We start from the raw sequence: 18,250 nt of genomic DNA on the forward strand, positions 1-18,250 counted from the left end.
ACCGATAAACCATCGGTGACCGTGGGGGTGTTGAGCTTCGAGGTGCGTTCGCACCGTGCCGCGCCCCTCCTCTTCCCAGCACATGTGAAGGACAGCTGTGTCCGTAGCCCCCCGCATATCTCAGCGCATCTCCTCCAGAGCGGCCCGCTACGCCGGCGTGGCCGCCGCCGCGACGGTCCTGACGCTCGGCGTCGCAGGCACCGCTTCGGCGTGCGACATCAGCGAGTTCACCGCCAAGGCCGCTTGCGACGGCCAGCAGGGCGTCATCACCGTCACCGACGTCGACGCCTCCGGCACCCCGGCGACCGTCACCGTCTTCCGCACGTCCGGCGGTTCCGAGGAGCAGGTCGGCTCCCAGGTCGTGAAGGGTTCCAAGGAGGGCGCCACGATCACCTTCAAGGAGGCCTGGAAGGCGGGCGCGACGTACCGCGTCCACGTGAAGACCGACCGCTTCAACGTCGACAACGACATCAAGGGCGGCGTCACCGCCCCGGCGACGGCGTGCGCCACCGAGAAGCCGTCGACGCCTCCGACGTCCGCGGCGCCGAACACCTCGGCCCCGGCCGAGAAGCCGGCCCCCTCCACGAGCGCCCCGGCGGCGGCCCCCGCCCCGAGCAACTCGGCCTCCCCGGCCGGTGATTCCAACCTCGCCGAGACCGGCTCCAGCAGCAACACCCCGATGATCGCCGCCATCGCGGCGCTCCTCGTCGTCGCGGGCGGCGGCGTGGTCTTCGCCCTCCGCCGCAAGGGCTCCGCCCAGAAGTAGCCGCCGGGTGGGCGTCGCCCATGGTCGACGCCCACCTTCGCGCTCGGCAGTGGCCTGCGGGTGGGCTACGTGGACGGCGGGGTGGCCCGCTGCGTCGAGGGCGACGTGGCCCGGCCTGCCGGACACCCCACCTCGGCACGTCGGCCCGTTTCTCCGCTCACCTCCCACCCACCCGCCCCCTCCGGGGACGTCGGCCCGACGGGGTGCCGCCACGGCCTTGGGCGATCCGTCGCCCACCACGGCCGCCGTGACCGCCGCCCCGCCTTGGGCCCCCCCGCCAGCCACGGCTCCCCACCCATCGAGGTCGACGCCGCCCCGGCCCCCGCAGGCTCCCACCCCAAAGCGGGGCTTGAACCGCCCACCCGCAGGCAACGCAACGGCCCGCCTCCCGCCCATCTCCCACCACCCGCCCCCTCCGGGGGCGTCGACCCGACGGGCTGCCGCCACCGCCTCGGGCAACCCGCCGCAAGCACGGCTCCCCACCCACCGCGGCCGACGCCCGCCGCCTTGGGCAATCTGCCGCCTGGGGCGGCAGGGTGGGCAAGGCGGCACCCCGGTGCAGCGCAACCAGGGCGGGAGGCGCCGACCCCGGCACCCGGTGCCGCGTAATGGCGGGGACGGCGTCGGCCACGGCCCCCAGTGCCGCGCAACAAGAACGCAAGGCGCCACCCCGGCCCAGCCCCCAAACCCCGGTGCCGCGCAACAAGAACCTCAGGCGCCAACCCCGGGCCCAGCCCCAAGCCCCCGCCCCCGTCAGAACCCCCCCAGCACCACAATCTCCGCCGCGTCGAACGCGACCCCGACCACATCCCCCGGCTCCGGCGCCTCCCGCAACGCGCAAGCCGCCTCCAGGCGCGGCGCATCCCCCGGCTGCAGATGCAGCGCGACATGCGTCCCCCGGAAGGTCCGCCCGGTGACGGCGCACGCCAACTGCGCTTCGGCGGCAGGGACGAGACGTACACCCGCAGGCCGCACGAGGAGCCGGCAGGCCCCCTGCTCCGCCCCCTCCGGCACCGGAACCTTCCCCCAGGGCGTGTCCGCGACCGCCCCCGTCACCGTCGCCTCCACCACGTTGTCGAACCCGAGGAACCGCGCCACGAACTCGTCCGCCGGCTGCTGCCACACCTCAAGAGGCGTACCGGTCTGGGCGATCCGCCCGTCCCGCATCACCACGACCCGGTCGGCGAGCGCGAAGGCCTCACCCTGGTCGTGCGTGACGGCGAGCACGGTCGTCCCCAACTCGCCGAAAAGTTCCCGCAGTTCGACGACAAGCCGCTCACGCAACGAACGGTCGAGCTGTCCCAGCGGCTCGTCCAGCATCAGCAACCGCGGCTGCGGCGCGAGCGCCCGGGCGAGAGCGACCCGTTGCTGCTCCCCACCGGACAGCGCCCCGACCGGCCGCCGCTCGGCACCGGGCAACCCGACAAGCCCCAGCAACTCCCGTACGCGCCCATCCTGTTGGTCACGACCCACCCCGTGCATCCGCAGCCCGAACGCAACGTTCCGCCCCACGTCACGCTGCGGGAACAGCTGGTGGTCCTGGAACATCAGGCCGACGCCCCGCTTGTGCGCGGGCACCCCCGCCTGGTCGGCGCCACCGAGCAACACCCGCCCGCCGTCGAGGGGTTGCAGCCCGGCGACGGCCCGCAGCAGCGTCGACTTGCCGCTGCCGCTCGGCCCGAGCACGCACACGATCTCGTGCTCGGCGACCTCCAGGTCCACGTCGTCGAGCACGGCGCGCCCACCGAACCGTACGGTCGCGTCGTCCAACTCCAGCAGCGACATCAGAACTCAGAACTCCCCGGTCGAGGCCTTGGCTGGCCGAATGCGTTCAAGGACGAGCAACGAGGCCGCGCACACGACCATCAGCACCGTCGAAAGGGCCATCGCCTGCCCGTAGTTGAGGTCACCGGCCCGCCCGAGCAGCCGGGCCACGGCGACCGGCAGCGTCGGATTGTCGGGCCGCGCGATGAACACGGTCGCCCCGAACTCACCGAGCGACACGGCGAACGCGAACCCGGCCGCGACCAGCAGCGCCCGCCGCACCATCGGCAGATCGACCTCCCGCCAGGCCCGCAGCGGCGAGGCCCCGAGCACGGCGGCGGCCTCCCGGAGCCGCCCGTCGACGGCCCGCAGCACCGGCAGCATCGTCCGCACCACGAACGGCACCCCGACCAGCGCCTGCGCGAGCGGCACCAGGATCCACATGGACCGCAGGTCGAGCGGCGGCTCGTCGAGCGTGATCAGGAACCCGAACCCGACCGTCACCGCCGACACCCCCAGCGGCAGCATCAACAACGCGTCGAACCCGCGCACGAGCCGCCCCGCACGACGGGTCAAAGCAGCCGCCGCCAGCCCCCCGATCACCACTGCGATGGCAGTGGCGGCAAGCGCGTACTCCAGCGAGTTCCAGATCGCATCGATCGGCGGCACGAGGAAGGTCCCGCCGTCGGCGTCGGTGAGCGCCCGGTAGTACCCGAACCCGTACCCGCCCGGCGCGTCGAGCGAGCGCTCCACCAGCACGCCCAGCGGCAACACGATCAACACCACAACGGACGCCAACACCCCGCCCAGCAGCGCCCATTGCCCGGCCCCGCGCGGCCTGCGCGACGTATGCGCGGCGTCGACGAGCCTCAGCGCGCTCTCCCGCCGCCGCACGGTCCACGCGTGCACACCGAGAATCAGCCCGACGGCCACGAACTGCACGATGGTCAGCACAGCGGCGGTCGAGAGATCAAAGATCTGCGCCGTCTGCCGATAGATCTCGACCTCAAGAGTCGAGAACCCCGGCCCACCCAGAATCTGCACGACACCAAAAGACGTGAACGTAAACAGGAACACCATCAACGAGGCGGCGGCGACAGCGGGCCCGAGCGCCGGCAGCGTCACCTTCCGCCACGCCGCGAACCGCGAGGCGCCGAGCATCCGCGCGGCCTCCTCCTGCCGCGGATCGAGCTGCGCCCACAGCCCACCGACGGTCCGCACCACCACCGCGTAATTGAAGAAGACATGCGCGAGCAGAATCGCCCACACGGTGGTGTCGAGCCGGGCACCCCACAATTCGTCAATCAACCCGCCCTTCCCGACGAGCGCGAGAAAAGCAGTGCCCACGACGACCGTCGGCAACACGAACGGCACCGTCACCACAGCCCGCAGCACCTGCTTGCCGGGGAACTCGAACCGGGCGAAGACATACGCCCCCGGCAGCGCGATCAGCAGCGTCAGCGCGGTCGAAGCGAGCGCCTGCCACACCGTGAACCACAGGACGTGCCGGATGTCGGACTGCCCGAGCACGTCCAGGATCCGCCCGAACTGCCAGACCCCGTCGACATGCAGCCCGCGCTCGACGATCGCGACGACCGGATAGGCGAAGAACAGCCCGAAGAACACGACGGGCAGAGCCATGAGCCCAAGCCGCGCCGCGTTCCTCTTGGGCGCCTCAGGCGCTTTGGTGACTACTTCAGTACGAGCGACGTCCACGACTTCACCCAGTCGTCCCGATTGTCCGCGATCTTGCGCGGGCCCATCGTCTCGGGATCGTCGATCTTCACCGCGTACTTGGTGTAGTCGGCCGGCGCGGTGGCGTTCTTCGTCACGGGGTCGACGAACATGTTGAGCGGCATGTCCTCCTGGAACTTCTTGGAGACCAGGAAGTCGAGCAGCGCCTTGCCGCCCTTCTCGTTCTGCGCCCCGTTGAGCAGCCCCGCGAACTCGACCTGCTGGAAGCAGGTCCCCTTGGCGACCCCGACCGGCGAGGTCTTCGGCTGCGGGTCGGCGTACACGGCCTCGGCCGGCGGCGAGGACGCGTACGACACGACGAGCGGCCGGTCGCCGCCGGCCTTCTTCCCGCCGGCGCTCCCGCTGAACTCCTCGTTGTAGGCCTGGTCCCAGCCGTCGACCACCTTCACGCCATTGGCCTTCAGCTTCTTCCAGTACGCCTGCCAGCCGTCGTCTCCGTACTTGGCGGCGGACCCGAGCAGAAAGCCGAGACCGGGCGACGACGTGGACGCGTTCTCCGTGACCAGCAGGTTCTTGTAGGCCGGCTTGGTGAGATCGGCGAAGGACGCCGGCGGCGCGAGATCGTGCTTCTCGAAATAAGCCTTGTCGTAATTGACGCAGAGAGACCCGGTATCAACAGGAGTAACCCGGTCCTTCCCCTTGTCGAGCCGGTACCGCCCCTCCACCTCGCTCAGCCCCTTGGCCTTGTACGAGGAGAAGATCCCGTTGTCGAGGGCCCGCGAGAGCAGGGTGTTGTCGACGCCGAAGAAGACGTCGCCCTGCGGATTGTCCTTGGACAGGATCGCCTTGTTGACGGCCTCGCCGGCGTCCCCGTCCTTGAGGACCTTGACCTTGTAGCCGGAGCTCTTCTCGAAGTCCTTCAGTACGCCCTTCGATACGGCCCACGAATCGTGACTCACGAGGGTCACGGTCTTCGAATCGGCCGCGGCACCCGAGCCGCCGCCCGAGGCCCCGCACGCGGACAGCGCGACGAGCCCGACCCCGACGACCACGGCGACGTACGCGCTGGTGGCCGACTTACCGGCGGACTTCCTCTTACTCACTACTTCATTCCTCCTGGAGGTGACCAGGAGAAGACGCGGCCCTGCCCGGAGCCTTCCGGCAACAACGGCCAGAGCTCCGGGCAGGGCGCAACAGCTTGAGTGGTGTCCGAACTTCCTACCCGGAATGACCCGGGCAAGGTCCAGAGGGTCTGCGGCCGGTTGCCGCACTCTCAGCGCTGTGGCGCTCCCCTGTCGGAAATGCAGATGTAGTTGTCGTACTTACGGTAGCCAGGCTACCGCTCGGTGGCCGCCAGCTGTCCACAGGCTCCGTCGATCTCCTGGCCACGGGTGTCCCGGATGGTGACCGGGACGCCGTGCGCGGCGATGGCGTCGACGAAGGCCTTCTCGTCCTCGGGCCGCGAGGCGGTCCACTTCGAGCCCGGAGTCGGGTTGAGGGGAATCAAATTCACATGCACCGGCTTCCCCTTGAGCATCCGCCCGAGCCGGTCGCCGCGCCACGCCTGGTCATTGATGTCCCGGATGAGCGCGTACTCGATGGACAGCCGGCGCCCGGACTTGGCGGAGTACTCGAACCCGGCGTCGAGCACCTCGCGCACGTTCCACCGCGTGTTGACGGGTACGAGGGTGTCGCGCAGCTCGTCGTCAGGAGCGTGCAGCGAGATCGCGAGCCGGCACTTCAGCCCCTCGTCGGTGAACCGGTTGATGGCGGGCACGAGCCCGACCGTCGACACGGTGATCCCGCGCTGGCTGAGCCCGACGCCGTCCGGCTCCGGGTCGGTGAGCGCGCGGATGGCCTGGATGACGCGCTTGTAGTTGGCGAGCGGCTCGCCCATGCCCATGAACACGATGTTGCTGAGCCGCGCAGGGCCACCAGGAATCTCCCCGTCCCTGAGAGCACGCATCCCATCAACAATCTGATGCACGATCTCACCGGTCGACAGATTCCGGTCGAGCCCGGCCTGCCCGGTGGCGCAGAACGGGCAGTTCATCCCGCACCCGGCCTGCGACGAGATACACATCGTCACGCGGTCGGGATACCGCATCAGCACGGACTCGACGAGCGTCCCGTCGAACAACTTCCACAACGTCTTGCGCGTCGTGTCGTTGTCGGTCGACAGATGCCGCACGACGGTCATCAGCTCCGGCAGCAACGCCTCCCGCAGCTTCTCGCGCGACCCCGCGGGGATGTCGGTCCACTCCGCGGGATCGTGCGCGTACCGCGCGAAGTAGTGCTGCGAGAGCTGCTTGGCGCGAAACGGCTTCTCACCGATCGCAGCAACAGCTTCCTTCCGCTCAGCAGGCGAAAGATCAGCAAGGTGCCGCGGCGGCTTCTTGGCTCCGCGGGGGGCGACGAACGTGAGTTCTCCGGGCTTAGGCATAGCGTATCCAGTGTCGCAGATGCGGCGGGGTGACCTGGGCCTGAAGCTCGGGGCTCCTGTCATCGTCGGTCACTGCCGGTCGCTGTCGAGCGCCCTCGGACGGCCCACAGACGGCCCGGCGACTGGCCTGTTTCCCCTGCTCACGACCTACTTCCGCTTCAATCATGTCCGCCGCCAAGTACGTGTTCCTCGGGGGCGCGGTCACCCCTTCGATTATCCGAAGGGGCTCCTTTCAAGGGCAGTGCCCTCTCTGCCCGTCTCCGGGGCAAGGTCCCGCTTCGGAGGTGTGAAGGAGATGCCGGCAGCCACCAACGTGGCCAGTTCCAGGAACTCCTCCTCCGCCTCGAAGTCCTCTGTGGAGAGGGAGACCACCACCGCCTGCGGAATCTGAGGAAAGGCTATGTAGAACGTGACCGTTCGGACCGCTGACGTGCTCTCCCCTTCGACGCCGAAGAACACTCCCGGCACTGAAATGGCCTGATCCGCCACTACTGCCGCAGCGAGCCCCACCGGTAGCGGGACGACAGCCTTGTACGTATCCGGTTGGTCCGGGTGTGACCGCAGTGCGCTGCGCGGGTAGAGATTGGGGTCTCCAGCAGGGCGGTCGGTCACGGAAATCTGGCAGATTCCTGTAAGCAGCAGGTCGTCATCCGTCCGCAGGGCGAAGGAACTGAAGTGAACCAGCCCGTCCTCGACCAGCTTGCCCAGGGCCGCCTCGAAGCTGAGGACGCTGGCGACCAACTGTTCGGTCGCGGCTTCGGGGCAGAGCTCGGCCATCGTGGCGTAGTTGGACTCCAGACGCTCTTCGGCATCGGCCGAGAGGTCGACCGGATAGAAACCCTCCGGCAGCGTGTACCAGAGCGGCAGCAGTTCATCAGTGTCGATCGATTCCGTTGCTTGGGCCATCACAGGGCCTTGACCACGGAGAAGATCTTCTTGACGGGGTCAACCGCCGTTCCGCCTGCTACGACGCCGTCATTCGCAATGGTTCCGTTCGTGGCAGGCGTCGCCCATTGGTCGCTGTAGTCGGGGTGCAGGGTAATGGCCGTGGGCACGGCAAGGCCCGCGGTCACGACCGACTGTGCCACGTCGGCGGCCATCACCCCGGCAGCCTGCGACGAACCGAGCTTTCCAGCGGCCCACTCGACGGGCTTGGCGATGATCGGGTTGGACGGGTCTGCCGCTTTCGCTGCCCAGTTGAAGGCCTCTCCACCGCTCTTGACCGCCTGCGACACGGTCGTTCCGGTCCGGGCCAACGCTCCGGCGCCACGCGCCGCGCCGAAGGAGGCCTTGCCCGCGCTGATGGCTGCCTTAGTTCCCTTGACGGCCGGGCCCACGCCCGGGACAGCGCCCAGCAGGTCACCGCCGAGTGTGGCCCACTCGCTCATGTTCTTCGACGTCGGCGGCCACATGTCCTTGCCGCTCTTGATGTACTGGTTGGCGTGCTGGGCCGCCGCAGCAAGACTGAGGCCGATGGCGATGGGGGCAAGTACAGGGCAGAAGATCGCGGCGATACCGACGACCGTGGCCGCGATGGTCAGCAGATCACCGCCGTGCGCATCCCACCAGTCCTTGAACTTCTCCCAGGCCCCGCCTTCGGGAGCGTGATCGCTCGCGTGCTTACGGATCGCGTCGGCGTACTCCTGCGCTCGATCCCCGTGCTGGTTCTCCAGCACCTTGGCATCGTCAATCAAGCTCTGGAGTCGGCTCCGTGCGCCGTCCAAGGTCTTGCTGGCACTCTCCAACCGACTGCTGGCAGCGTCCAACCGAGCCTGAGCTTCGTCGAGTTCACCCTGGTCCGCAAACGTCCTGCCAACCAGGTCCAAGGCCGGGTCGTTCCGGGCTGCCTCGTAGTCGCGCTCCGCCCGCGCGACATTCTTTCGCTCCTCTTCGGCATCCGCCTCGTAGTGACGAGCTTTGACCTTCAAGTCGTGAAGGCTGTCACTCCACTTGGATATGTCGCTGCCCGCTGCCTTCAGAGATTCGTGCGCCCGCATGAGGTAGTCAGGAAGGTCTGTCACCTTCTCGGCGAACGCCTTGGCAGCCTCCCCCGTCCACCAGGAACCCTCTTTGGAAAGGGAATCCAGCAGTTCGTAGGTAGCCTGAAGAGTTTCAGCAGTATGTAGCAGATTGCTCGACAGGTTGGTTGCCAAGTGAGGGTGGCCAGGAGTCGGGTTCCAGCCGAGACCGCTCCAGTCGTCGCTCACTTCGCACCCTTTCCAGTTTTGTCGAATGCACCCTTGATCTCATGTTCGGTATGCTCGTACGACTTAATGATGGCGGGCAGAGCCTCGTTGAGCACCTTGATTCGCTTTCTCGTCTCGCTCAGACCGTGCTCCCAGCTCTCCTCGAAGTCCTCACAGGCCTTGTCCAGAACCCGCTTACCCAGATTCTTCGGCCCCGTCTCTTCCATCCGGCGCATCGCTTCGTCGAGTTGAGTTTCGCTGTCCTCAAGCTTCCTCTTCAGCTTGCGCAATTCATCGAGACTAACCGTGAAGTCGGCCACGCCTACCTCCGTTTCTTTTAATGTCTAGCGACGGCGGTACTGAGGTGCCTTGAAATACCGTTTGAACGAAACAAAGGTTCCTGTAAGAAAAATCAGACCCACGACATGCGCAACGACGTAAAAGCACACATCTGCTGATGATTTCACCGAGGGGCCTCCGCTGAGCCATGTCAGCGTGAGCCAGATAGCGATAGGAACTCCCGGAACTGCGCAGAGAGTGCCACGTACCAAGAGCTTCTCGCGCCGCGCTTGGACGTCGTCGACTGGCGCTCGTTCCCAAGAGGGAAGATCTGCCGCAGGTTCGGATTTCCGGTCTCTACGAAGGAAGAGCCACCTCCCCTTGGCCCCGTGGGTCTGCCTGACGAACCCCTCCGCGTCTGCGATAGCTTCGGCCTCCGCAGCGGAGATTCCCGGGTACCGGGACGGATCGGCGCGAATGTGGCCACGTACGTTGGGCACTCCGCTCTGGATTTCCCTGCGCAGCTCCTCACGGAGCTGCTCGGCCGGCACCTTCTTGCGCTTCAGGCGCGTCGCCACCGCGATCAAGAGGTTCAGGAGAAGCAGCACGCCCACTCCCAGCGCGACCCACCAGAGGAAGTCCGGGTCGATATCGCCCCCGGACGGCGCGGCGTAAGGGCTATCGGCTATATGCATCGGGATGTGGTCTCCGAGCGATGACGGCAGAGTTCAGGCATCGTAACGAATCTGCAGAGAGGGGGACTCACTGAGGAGCCCCCCCCCTTCTCTGCATGGGACGTTGCTACTGGGATTCAGATTGCAAGATGGCCTCTGCAGCGCGGCATCCGCGGGTCCGCCTGGACCGGCACGACGGCCCCGAGCTTCCTCTCCTTTCCTTCCTCGGGGCGGTACTCCTGCTGTCGTTCGTGGGCAGTTGGTGAGTCGGCGACGGCTGGCGCGGCTTGGCTGGCGGTCAGGGCGAACAGTACGAAGGCGATGGCGTATGAGCTTCTGTGCATGGTCACTCCTGGCGAGGCCGATGCCCGCGGTCGGGACTGTCGTTCATCCCGCGACCGGAAGGCCTTCGCGGCACGTGGGGCCGTCTACTGGAGTGGCCGCCCCGCCGCTTGCTGCCGTCGAAGTGTTCCCGTGATCGTCCGTGCTGCTCGATCGACAAGCCGCTGACTCAGCCCACCACTCAACCCAACTCCCGACCAAAACCTGATCTTTCTCTCGTCTGAGCATGGCGGTGTGCTCGATCCGGTGGGCTTCTCGCGGACCTTCGATCGACTCGTGAAACGGTCGCGATGCTCGCGGAGCTGCTGGAAGATCCACTCATCGGCTGATGTCAGCCGTAGACGTAAAAGCCCCCCACCATGATCGGTGAGGGTCTTTGCACTGGTGGGGCTAACAGGATCTGAACCTGTGGCCTCATCCTTATCAGGTCGATCGAGGGGCCCTCTCGACCTCAATGAACGTCCCCTGCACCCCGGTTCGCCTGCCGCTGAGGTTCGGCGTTGATCGGCGTCGTTCGCGCTTGTTGGTGTCAGCCGCTGATGTCAGCCGGTGCAGGCGCTCTTGACAGAGCCGCTTAGAGGATGGTTGCTGCGTGACGCTGCTTGATGGCGGCAGATTGATGCACCCCGGCCATGCCGAGATACACGACGCTCATGCGTGAATTGAAGTCGAAGTTGCCGACTTCTGCGGCGGCTAGGTGATCGGCGGATTGAGCCAGGCAGCGGTCCGCGTACTGCTCGGCGGCAATAGCTCGTTGCATCGCTTCGAGCCTCTTACCTACTTGCCCTTGAAGGGTCACGTCAACGACGTTACTCCTCATACCGACTCAACCCACTACCCAAGCCAAGCTCCCATCCCGTCCGCCGTCGACCCACACGCAGTGGAGCGGGCATGGCCCCTGGTGTCCAGGTGGAGCGCGCCACTGTACGAACGACCTGGACACCAGGGGCCATGTCTGCTCGGCTTTGCCTGGGTCGACGGTGGACGGGATGGGAGCTCCTCGCAACCACCCTCGGATCCGCACCCGGCAGTACTGCCCCCCGGCCCCGGTGCCGGCCGATCCCCCGCCGGAGGCATCGTCTTTGACCGTGGCCGGGGGTGCGTCGGGTGCTCGACTCATGATCCCGGCCTAACCACCTGGGGGCGCGCGTCGGCGCAGCGCCCGTAGCGCGGGCCGAAGGCATGAGCGCGAAGGGCAACGGAGCCGGGAGCCCGCCCGGCGGAGCGGAGCGCAGCCGGGACTTGATGAAGTAGAGAAAGTTCTATCGCGCTGGTGTCAGCCACTTGCCGTCATGGCTTCGGACGTGCGGGCCTGCCCCGTCCAGGGCATCCAGGAGCCGGACCGAGTAGGCCTCGGACATGTACTCGCTGACCTCGTCGGGCGTCAGCCACTCCACGGCCGTGGACTCGCTCGACGTGCGCTCCTCGCCGCCACTGCCATGGCGGAAGCCGGACGGCCAGAAGGTGACGGCCCATCTCCTGTTCACGAACGAGGCGAACGGGATCGTGTGGCGCAGCAACTTCAACACCCATGTCTGGAAGCCCGCTCTGGCGCTCGCTGGCCTCATCCCGGACGCCGGACTCGACGGGAGGTACGTGTCGGCTCGCGAGCACGGCATGCACGCGCTGAGGCACTTCTACGCGTCCGTACTCCTGGACGCCGGAGAGAGCATCAAGGCCGTGAGCCAGTACCTCGGCCACACCGACCCGGCACTGACGCTCCGCGTGTACGCGCACCTGATGCCGTCGAGCCAGGAGCGCACTCGGACCGCCGTGGACCGGGTGTTCCATCACCGTTAGCGCCTGATGGTCCACTCATGTACGGTCGCCAGCCGCACGATGTTCGAGCAGCCACGACGGCAGGGAAAGCGGTGAGTGACATGCGCCGAGGCGCGAAGGCCTCAACTCATGTTCTCCCACCATATGCGGCCTGGGTCATCCAGCGCTCCCCCCGGCTTCTCTGGCCGATGCTCTTCCTGTCCACCGTGCTTCTGGCTTGGGACATCATCGATGGGGCCCAGGCGGGGCAGATCGTGACCTCGTCAGCCCCAGTGCTGGTCTGGGTCATGTCGCTGATCAATCAAAGGTACGTATGGCGCCGTCACCTGAGAGCGACCGAGTCCGAGCGCCCGTCCAGTGACAGTGTCCAGACGGAGCCAGGACTCGCCTGGCCACGGCCCACAGACGGCCCAGCACAATGAACGCAGCCCCCTATCGGCGACAAAATCGCTGGTAGGGGGCTTTTCAGTACCCGGGGACCATCAGTTCTCCGGGCTTAGGCATAGCGCTTCTAGTGTCGCAGACGAATCGGGGTGACCTGGGGCCGTCAGGGGCAGGGCCCGGACCATGTGTCGCGGTCCGGGCCCTGCCTCATGCGGTGCCGGTGGTGCGTCAGCTCTGTGCGGTGTCGTCGCCCGCCTGCCCGGTGCCCTCGGCTGCGCCTGTCTTCTCGCGCATCTTGCGCACCAGCTCCGCCTTCTGGTCGGCTGCGCGCCGGCGGTCGAGGTTGCGGTGCGGACCGTTGTTCTGGCGTTCGGCGCGGGACTGCTTCTTGCGCTGGCCGCCGCCCTGGCCCACGGGGTTGTTGATGTTCTTGCTGTCGGTCACGGGTTCTCCCGGCGGTGATGTGAAGTATCTACGGATTCATCGGTGGGGGACGGGCGGCGATGTCGAAGGACGTCGGCAGAGGCCCGTCACGCTCTCACTCGTAAATCGGCGTCTGGAAGAACATGACAAGGACGTTACCCGGTTCCGCCGCCCCCGCGCACCAGCCTTTTCGGTCCACCGACGCCGACCAGGCCCCCGGGAGCCCCCCTTACGTCTGCTGCCGAAATCGGATCGTCAAGGCGGACCCGGTCCCCTAGCGTTTCGCCATGCAGATCGTCGTGACACTGGACTGTCTTGACATCGAGGCGCAGGCGGAGTTCTGGCTCGCCGCGCTCGCCCCGCTGGACTATCGGCGCGGTTTCGACGGGTTCCCCTATCTGAGCTTGGTCGGTCCCGCGTCGGCACCGACGCTTCTCCTGCAGCAGGTCCCGGAACCGAAGCAGGGCAAGAACCGGATGCATCTCGACCTCGACTTCGGCACCGAAGACCTGGACGCCGAGGTCGATCGCCTGAAACAGGTCGGCGCCCAAAAGATCTCTGAAGAACAGAGCGAACACGGATTCCGCTGGGTCGTCGTCGCCGACCCGGAAGGTAACGAGTTCTGTGTCTTCGTTCCACCACCGAGTACCGGCCCCGCGACGTAGCGACGACGCCGGCCGGAACGCGGTGGAGAGGATGAGAGGTCCTCGCATGACCTCACGGCGACCGATACCGAAGCGGTCCAGGGCACCCTCGACCTGGCCGACCACGCGAAGGGCTGGGCCGAGCCCGCCGCCGGGTGCCTGCTGCCCGCCACGTGCTGGCACGCGCCGGCGAGGACGGCCGCCTCAGCGCCCCGACGGCGTACGGATGGCCGCGATGTCGAACTGGAGGCGGACCTTTTCGCTGACCATGTTGCCGCCCTGGGCGAGGCGGGCGTTGTACGTCAGGCCCCAGTCGGTGCGGTTGATCGTGGTGGTGCCGTCGAAGCCGACGCGTTCGTCGCCGAAGGCGTCCGTGACGAAGCCGATGTAGGTGAGTTCGAGGACGACGGGGCGGGCGATGTCCTTGATGGTGAGGTCGCCGTGCATCCGGTAGACGTCGTCGCCCACCAGTTCCACGGCGGTGCTCTTGAAGGTCATCCGCGGGTACTGGGAGGCGTTCAGGAAGTCACGGCCCACCACGTGGGCGTCCCGCTGCTCGACCCCGGTGTCGACACTCGCCGTGGCGAGGACGAGCTCGGCGGAGGAGCGGGACGGGTCGGCACCGTCGAAGTAGAGGCGGCTCTGGTACTCCGCGAAGGCGCCGCGCACGGTCGTCACCATGGCGTGCCGGACGGAGAACCCGATCCTGCTGTGCGCGGGGTCGACCATCCAGCTGCCGGTGAGCGCCGCCATGGAGGGGTCGTGACCGGCCGGGTCGGGCAGTACCGCGGTGCCGGCGGCCCCCGGAGCAGCGGATCCCTCTGCGCGCCGGGATGAGAAGCTGCGACCGAAAATGTTCATGAGGCATGTTGTTACTTGAGCGTAAAGAACACCCGCAAGCCCCCCTCAACGAACCCGCCCACCTTCGCGAACAGGTCTTCACAAGTCTCGTCCAAGCACATACGGAGAGCCCCCGTCCGGTTACGGACGGGGGCTCTCACGGGGCTTTCGCGGGGTCTTACGAAGGGGCGTGCCCTAGGAACCGACGAACAGGACCAGGAGCAGCCAGACGACCGGGGCCGTCGGCAGCAGCGAGTCGAGCCGGTCCATGATCCCGCCGTGGCCCGGCAGCAGCGTTCCCATGTCCTTGATCCCGAGGTCCCGCTTGATCATGGACTCGCCGAGGTCACCGAGGGTCGCGCTGGCCGCGACGAGGGCGCCCATGACGAGGCCCTGCCACCACGTGCCGTCGTCCACCAGGAACTGCATGCACAGCACGCCCGCCACCATGGCGAACGACACGGCGCCCACCAGGCCCTCGCGGGTCTTGCCGGGGCTGATGCGCGGCGCGAGCTTGTGCTTGCCGAAGCGCCAGCCGACCGCGTACGCCCCGGTGTCGCTGACGACCGTCAGGATGAGGAACGTGAGCACCCGCCACGCCCCGTCGTCCGCGGTGAGCATCATCGCCACGAAGGTCGCGAGGAACGGCACGTAGAAGGCCGCGAAGACCCCCGCCGTGACGTCCTTCAGGTACCCCTCGGGCGGCTCCGTCATCCGCCACACGAGGACCGCGAGCGCGGTCAGCGCCATCGCCACCCAGGCGCCCTCGGCGCCCCGTACGTACCCGGCCACCACCATGGCCGCGCCGCCGACGGCGAGCGGCACGAGCGGCGCCCTGATGCCCTTGCGCTCCTCGAGCCGCGAGGTCAGCTCCCACAGGCCCACGACGACGGCGACCGCTATCACGCCGACGAACACGGCCTTGACGATGAAGAGCGAAGCGATGATCACCGCGCCGAGCCCGACGCCGACACCTATGGCGGCCCCGAGGTCCCGGCCCGCACTCTTCTTCTTGGGCGGTTCGGGCTGCGAGGACCCCGAAGGCTCCGCGGCCCCCGAAGGCTCCCCGGACCGGGCGGGCTCCGCGGGCCCCGAGTGCCGCCCGGCCGACTCCGGCCGGTCCGGCGCCTCGTCGCGGAACAAGGGACCACTCAGCCGAGCGGCCCCCCGGTCGTCCTGGTCGTCGCCCCTTCCGTCACCAGAAGGCGTATCAGGCATATCGGGCACGATGGGCATGGGCCGAGTCTCATCGACCGCGTGCCGTTCGTACGCGGGACCCGCCGGAGCGCGCCCGTGGTCGTACGACGGTCCTTGGTTGTACGACGGCCCTTGGCCGTACGCCGGCACCTGCCCGTACGCGGGCCCCTGACCAGGGGCGGACCCTTGGCCGTCGCTCGGGCCCCGATGTCCGGGCGTCGGGCCACGGTGTCCGGGCCCGGTCGGCGCACCCCAGGAAGAGTCGTTCACGGATTCCTCGAACCTCGATCTTCCGCGCTCGCTCAGACTTCGAGCAGCTCGGCTTCCTTGTGCTTGAGCAGCTCGTCGACCTGGGCCACGTACTTCGTGGTGGTGTCGTCCAGTTCCTTCTCGCCGCGACGGCCCTCGTCCTCGCCGATGTCGCCGTCCTTGATCGCCTTGTCGATCGTGTCCTTGGCCTTGCGGCGCACGGAGCGGATGGAGACCTTGGCGTCCTCGGCCTTGGCCTTGGCGACCTTGATGTACTCCTTGCGGCGCTCCTCGGTCAGCTCGGGGAACGTCACACGAATGATGCTGCCGTCGTTGCTCGGGTTGACGCCGAGGTCGGAGTCGCGGATCGCCTGCTCGATGTTGCGCAGCGCGCTCTTGTCGAACGGGGTCACCACGGCCATCCGCGGCTCGGGCACCGAGAACGAGGCCAGCTGATTGATCGGCGTAAGGGCGCCGTAGTAGTCAGCCACGATCTTGTTGAACATCGCCGGGTGCGCACGGCCTGTGCGGATCGCGGCGAAGTCCTCCTTGGCGACGACGACGGCCTTCTCCATCTTCTCCTCGGCCTCGAGGAGGGTCTCTTCGATCACCACTTGCTCCTGCGTGTCTTGAGTGAGGCCCGGCCGGCACGGGGGCGCGGTCGGCTGCGTCGCGTGTCTTTCCTGCACGGTGTCCGACCGGCAGGACATTGTCCATCCCTCAGGGAACCTTCGAGGACACGGGGTTCCCAGGGGGACGGGAGGGTGTCAGGCGCGGGTGCCCTGCTCGCCCACAAGGGTCCCGATCTTCTCACCCTTGACCGCACGGGCGATATTGCCCGACGTGATGAGCTCGAAGACGAGGATCGGCAGCTTGTTGTCGCGGCACAGGGTGATCGCGGTCATGTCGGCGACCTTCAGGTCGCGCGTGATGACCTCGCCATAGCTGAGCCCGTCGAACTTCACGGCCTCGGGGTTGGTCTTCGGGTCCGAGTCGTAGACGCCGTCGACACCGTTCTTGCCCATGAGCAGCGCCTGGGCGTCGATCTCCAGGGCGCGCTGCGCGGCGGTGGTGTCGGTGGAGAAGTACGGCATGCCCATACCGGCGCCGAAGATCACGACGCGGCCCTTCTCCAGGTGGCGTACGGCGCGCAGCGGGATGTACGGCTCGGCGACCTGCCCCATGGTGATGGCGGTCTGCACGCGGCAGTCGATGCCCTCCTTCTCCAGGAAGTCCTGGAGGGCCAGGCAGTTCATGACCGTGCCGAGCATGCCCATGTAGTCGCTGCGGGCGCGGTCCATGCCGCGCTGCTGCAGTTCGGCGCCGCGGAAGAAGTTGCCGCCGCCGATGACGACGGCGAGCTGCCAGCCCTCGCGTACGACGGCCGCGATCTCACGGGCAATGGCGTGCACCACGTCGGGGTCGACGCCCAGACCCCCGCCCCCGGCGAACGCCTCGCCGGAAAGCTTCAGCAGAAAGCGCCCCGCGCCTTTGCCTTCGTCGCTCTTGTCACCGTTGTCGGCCTGGGTGGTGGTCATGGGATTCTCGCCTCTTTTGCTTGGCACACATACGAAGAAGGCCATTGCCGGTGGGGTGGTTCGCATCCCATGCGCGGCAATGGCCTCCTCGTCACAACTGCGGTCGTCCGGCGCGTTCCCGAACGACTGCTGTCGACCCTAGCGGGGTCTCGCGTCTGGCGCGGTACGGACTCAGATGCCGACCTTGATGCGCGAGAAGCGCTTCAGGGTGACACCGGCCTCCTGGAGGACCTTCTCGACGGACTTCTTGTTGTCGAGGGCGTACGGCTGACCGAGCAGCGTGGCCTCCTTGAAGAAGCCGTTGACGCGACCCTCGACGATCTTCGGGAGCGCGGCCTCCGGCTTGCCCTCGGCGCGCGTGGTCTCCTCGGCGACGCGGCGCTCGGACTCGACGATCTCGGCCGGAACGTCCTCACGGGTGAGGTACTTCGGCGCGAAGGCGGCGATGTGCTGCGCGATGCCCTTGGCCAGCTCGGCGTCGGCCTTGTCCAGCTCGACCAGAACACCGATCTGCGGGGGCAGGTCGGGCATGGTGCGGTGCATGTAGGCGGAGACGTACGCGCCCGAGAACTGCGCGAAGCGGTCCAGGACGATCTTCTCGCCGAGGTTGGCGTTGGCCTCGTCGACGAAGGCCTGGACGGTCTTGCCGGCCTCGATCTCGGACGCGAGCAGCGCCTCGAGGTCGGCCGGGGACGTCTTGGCGACGTGGGCGACCAGCTGGTCGGCGACGGCCTGGAACTTCGGGCTCTTGGCGACGAAGTCCGTCTCGCACTTCAGCTCGACGATGACACCGGAGGTGTTGTCGTCGGCGATGAGGGAGACGACCGCGCCGTTCTCGGCGGAACGGCCCTCGCGCTTGGCGACGCCCTTCTGGCCCTTGATGCGCAGGGCCTCGACGGCCTTGTCGACGCTGCCGTCGGCCTCGTCGAGCGCCTTCTTGCAGTCCATCATGCCGGCGCCCGTGAGCTCGCGGAGCTTCTTGACGTCAGCGGCGGTGTAGTTCGCCATGATCCTGGTTTTCTCTCTACGAAGTCTGAAGCAGTGTGA

At 67.5% G+C, this 18,250-nt stretch carries 17 protein-coding genes and 3 pseudogenes; 4 read left to right on the forward strand and 16 right to left on the reverse strand.

The window, feature by feature from the left end:
- The first annotated feature begins 97 nt into the window (after positions 1 to 97).
- On the forward strand, positions 98 to 766 hold the full coding sequence (locus ACOKM3_RS13960; protein WP_426900387.1) for an LAETG motif-containing sortase-dependent surface protein: 669 nt from the start codon (positions 98 to 100) through the stop codon (positions 764 to 766).
- Between the two features lie 753 nt (positions 767 to 1,519).
- Here the strand turns inward: ACOKM3_RS13960 and ACOKM3_RS13965 are convergent.
- The 10 genes and pseudogenes from ACOKM3_RS13965 to ACOKM3_RS14010 form a co-directional block, all read right to left on the reverse strand.
- Positions 1,520 to 2,551 carry an ABC transporter ATP-binding protein gene (locus tag ACOKM3_RS13965; RefSeq protein ID WP_426900389.1) on the reverse strand — a complete coding sequence of 344 codons (1,032 nt, stop codon included), beginning with the start codon at positions 2,549 to 2,551 and terminating at the stop codon, positions 1,520 to 1,522.
- A gap of 6 nt (positions 2,552 to 2,557) precedes the next feature.
- Positions 2,558 to 4,246 carry an ABC transporter permease gene (locus ACOKM3_RS13970; RefSeq protein WP_426900391.1) on the reverse strand — a complete coding sequence of 563 codons (1,689 nt, stop codon included), beginning with the start codon at positions 4,244 to 4,246 and terminating at the stop codon, positions 2,558 to 2,560.
- Complete coding sequence (locus ACOKM3_RS13975; RefSeq protein WP_426900393.1) at positions 4,222 to 5,328, reverse strand: thiamine ABC transporter substrate-binding protein; 1,107 nt, start codon at positions 5,326 to 5,328, stop codon at positions 4,222 to 4,224. Before ACOKM3_RS13975 ends, ACOKM3_RS13970 begins: the two co-directional genes overlap by 25 nt.
- A 233-nt stretch (positions 5,329 to 5,561) precedes the next feature.
- Positions 5,562 to 6,668: a dual-specificity RNA methyltransferase RlmN gene (rlmN, locus tag ACOKM3_RS13980; protein ID WP_426900395.1), complete on the reverse strand. Its 1,107-nt coding sequence runs from the start codon at positions 6,666 to 6,668 to the stop codon at positions 5,562 to 5,564.
- 213 nt (positions 6,669 to 6,881) lie between these two features.
- Positions 6,882 to 7,574 carry a hypothetical protein gene (locus ACOKM3_RS13985; RefSeq protein ID WP_426900397.1) on the reverse strand — a complete coding sequence of 231 codons (693 nt, stop codon included), beginning with the start codon at positions 7,572 to 7,574 and terminating at the stop codon, positions 6,882 to 6,884.
- On the reverse strand, positions 7,574 to 8,875 hold the full coding sequence (locus ACOKM3_RS13990; protein ID WP_426900399.1) for a hypothetical protein: 1,302 nt from the start codon (positions 8,873 to 8,875) through the stop codon (positions 7,574 to 7,576). The genes ACOKM3_RS13985 and ACOKM3_RS13990 overlap by 1 nt, the downstream gene beginning before the upstream one ends.
- Positions 8,872 to 9,174 carry a hypothetical protein gene (locus ACOKM3_RS13995; protein WP_426900401.1) on the reverse strand — a complete coding sequence of 101 codons (303 nt, stop codon included), beginning with the start codon at positions 9,172 to 9,174 and terminating at the stop codon, positions 8,872 to 8,874. The genes ACOKM3_RS13990 and ACOKM3_RS13995 overlap by 4 nt, the downstream gene beginning before the upstream one ends.
- Before the next feature lie 24 nt (positions 9,175 to 9,198).
- Positions 9,199 to 9,828, reverse strand: a complete 630-nt coding sequence (locus tag ACOKM3_RS14000) for a hypothetical protein (RefSeq protein WP_426900403.1) — start codon at positions 9,826 to 9,828, stop codon at positions 9,199 to 9,201.
- An 895-nt stretch (positions 9,829 to 10,723) separates the two neighbouring features.
- Complete coding sequence (locus ACOKM3_RS14005; protein ID WP_426900405.1) at positions 10,724 to 10,948, reverse strand: hypothetical protein; 225 nt, start codon at positions 10,946 to 10,948, stop codon at positions 10,724 to 10,726.
- A 463-nt stretch (positions 10,949 to 11,411) separates the two neighbouring features.
- Positions 11,412 to 11,585 (reverse strand): annotated as a pseudogene (locus ACOKM3_RS14010) (NUDIX hydrolase); the annotation flags it as partial.
- Here ACOKM3_RS14010 and ACOKM3_RS14015 point away from each other — a divergent pair.
- Positions 11,584 to 11,949 (forward strand): annotated as a pseudogene (locus ACOKM3_RS14015) (tyrosine-type recombinase/integrase); the annotation flags it as partial. The pseudogenes ACOKM3_RS14010 and ACOKM3_RS14015 sit on opposite strands and share 2 nt — an antisense overlap.
- 591 nt (positions 11,950 to 12,540) lie before the next feature.
- Here the strand turns inward: ACOKM3_RS14015 and ACOKM3_RS14020 are convergent.
- A complete protein-coding gene (locus tag ACOKM3_RS14020; RefSeq protein ID WP_426900409.1) occupies positions 12,541 to 12,756 on the reverse strand; it encodes a DUF6243 family protein in 216 nt (71 codons plus the stop codon).
- Positions 12,757 to 13,022: 266 nt separating this feature from the next.
- Here ACOKM3_RS14020 and ACOKM3_RS14025 point away from each other — a divergent pair, with 266 nt between their 5' ends.
- Positions 13,023 to 13,400, forward strand: a complete 378-nt coding sequence (locus ACOKM3_RS14025; protein WP_426900411.1) for a VOC family protein — start codon at positions 13,023 to 13,025, stop codon at positions 13,398 to 13,400.
- Positions 13,401 to 13,451: 51 nt separating this feature from the next.
- Positions 13,452 to 13,550 (forward strand): annotated as a pseudogene (locus ACOKM3_RS14030) (threonine/serine dehydratase); the annotation flags it as partial.
- 33 nt (positions 13,551 to 13,583) lie between these two features.
- On the opposite strand, the gene ACOKM3_RS14035 reads toward ACOKM3_RS14030, so the two are convergent.
- The 5 genes from ACOKM3_RS14035 to tsf all read right to left on the reverse strand — a co-directional run bounded on the left by ACOKM3_RS14035 (position 13,584) and on the right by tsf (position 18,211).
- Complete coding sequence (locus tag ACOKM3_RS14035) at positions 13,584 to 14,240, reverse strand: YceI family protein (protein ID WP_426900413.1); 657 nt, start codon at positions 14,238 to 14,240, stop codon at positions 13,584 to 13,586.
- A gap of 174 nt (positions 14,241 to 14,414) precedes the next feature.
- Positions 14,415 to 15,686: a phosphatidate cytidylyltransferase gene (locus tag ACOKM3_RS14040; protein WP_426900415.1), complete on the reverse strand. Its 1,272-nt coding sequence runs from the start codon at positions 15,684 to 15,686 to the stop codon at positions 14,415 to 14,417.
- Between the two features lie 32 nt (positions 15,687 to 15,718).
- Positions 15,719 to 16,276: a ribosome recycling factor gene (gene frr / locus ACOKM3_RS14045; RefSeq protein ID WP_266714650.1), complete on the reverse strand. Its 558-nt coding sequence runs from the start codon at positions 16,274 to 16,276 to the stop codon at positions 15,719 to 15,721.
- A 156-nt stretch (positions 16,277 to 16,432) separates the two neighbouring features.
- A complete protein-coding gene (gene pyrH, locus ACOKM3_RS14050; RefSeq protein ID WP_426900418.1) occupies positions 16,433 to 17,203 on the reverse strand; it encodes a UMP kinase in 771 nt (256 codons plus the stop codon).
- Positions 17,204 to 17,374: 171 nt separating this feature from the next.
- Entirely contained in the window at positions 17,375 to 18,211 is an 837-nt protein-coding gene (gene tsf, locus ACOKM3_RS14055) for a translation elongation factor Ts (protein ID WP_426900420.1), read from the reverse strand.
- Positions 18,212 to 18,250 lie beyond the last annotated feature (39 nt).

It is taken from the genome of Streptomyces nidicola (assembly GCF_050106155.1).
Lineage (GTDB): Bacteria > Actinomycetota > Actinomycetes > Streptomycetales > Streptomycetaceae > Streptomyces.

What these genes read in the sequence shown, in the direction of transcription:
- ACOKM3_RS13985 (WP_426900397.1), bottom strand. Translation starts at nt 7,574, where the DNA reads ATGGCCCAAGCAACGGAATCGATCGACACTGATGAACTGCTGCCGCTC.
- ACOKM3_RS14035 (WP_426900413.1), bottom strand. Translation starts at nt 14,240, where the DNA reads ATGAACATTTTCGGTCGCAGCTTCTCATCCCGGCGCGCAGAGGGATCC.
- ACOKM3_RS14025 (WP_426900411.1), top strand. Translation starts at nt 13,023, where the DNA reads ATGCAGATCGTCGTGACACTGGACTGTCTTGACATCGAGGCGCAGGCG.
- rlmN (WP_426900395.1), bottom strand. Translation starts at nt 6,668, where the DNA reads ATGCCTAAGCCCGGAGAACTCACGTTCGTCGCCCCCCGCGGAGCCAAG.
- pyrH (WP_426900418.1), bottom strand. Translation starts at nt 17,203, where the DNA reads ATGACCACCACCCAGGCCGACAACGGTGACAAGAGCGACGAAGGCAAA.
- ACOKM3_RS14000 (WP_426900403.1), bottom strand. Translation starts at nt 9,828, where the DNA reads ATGCATATAGCCGATAGCCCTTACGCCGCGCCGTCCGGGGGCGATATC.
- ACOKM3_RS13965 (WP_426900389.1), bottom strand. Translation starts at nt 2,551, where the DNA reads ATGTCGCTGCTGGAGTTGGACGACGCGACCGTACGGTTCGGTGGGCGC.
- tsf (WP_426900420.1), bottom strand. Translation starts at nt 18,211, where the DNA reads ATGGCGAACTACACCGCCGCTGACGTCAAGAAGCTCCGCGAGCTCACG.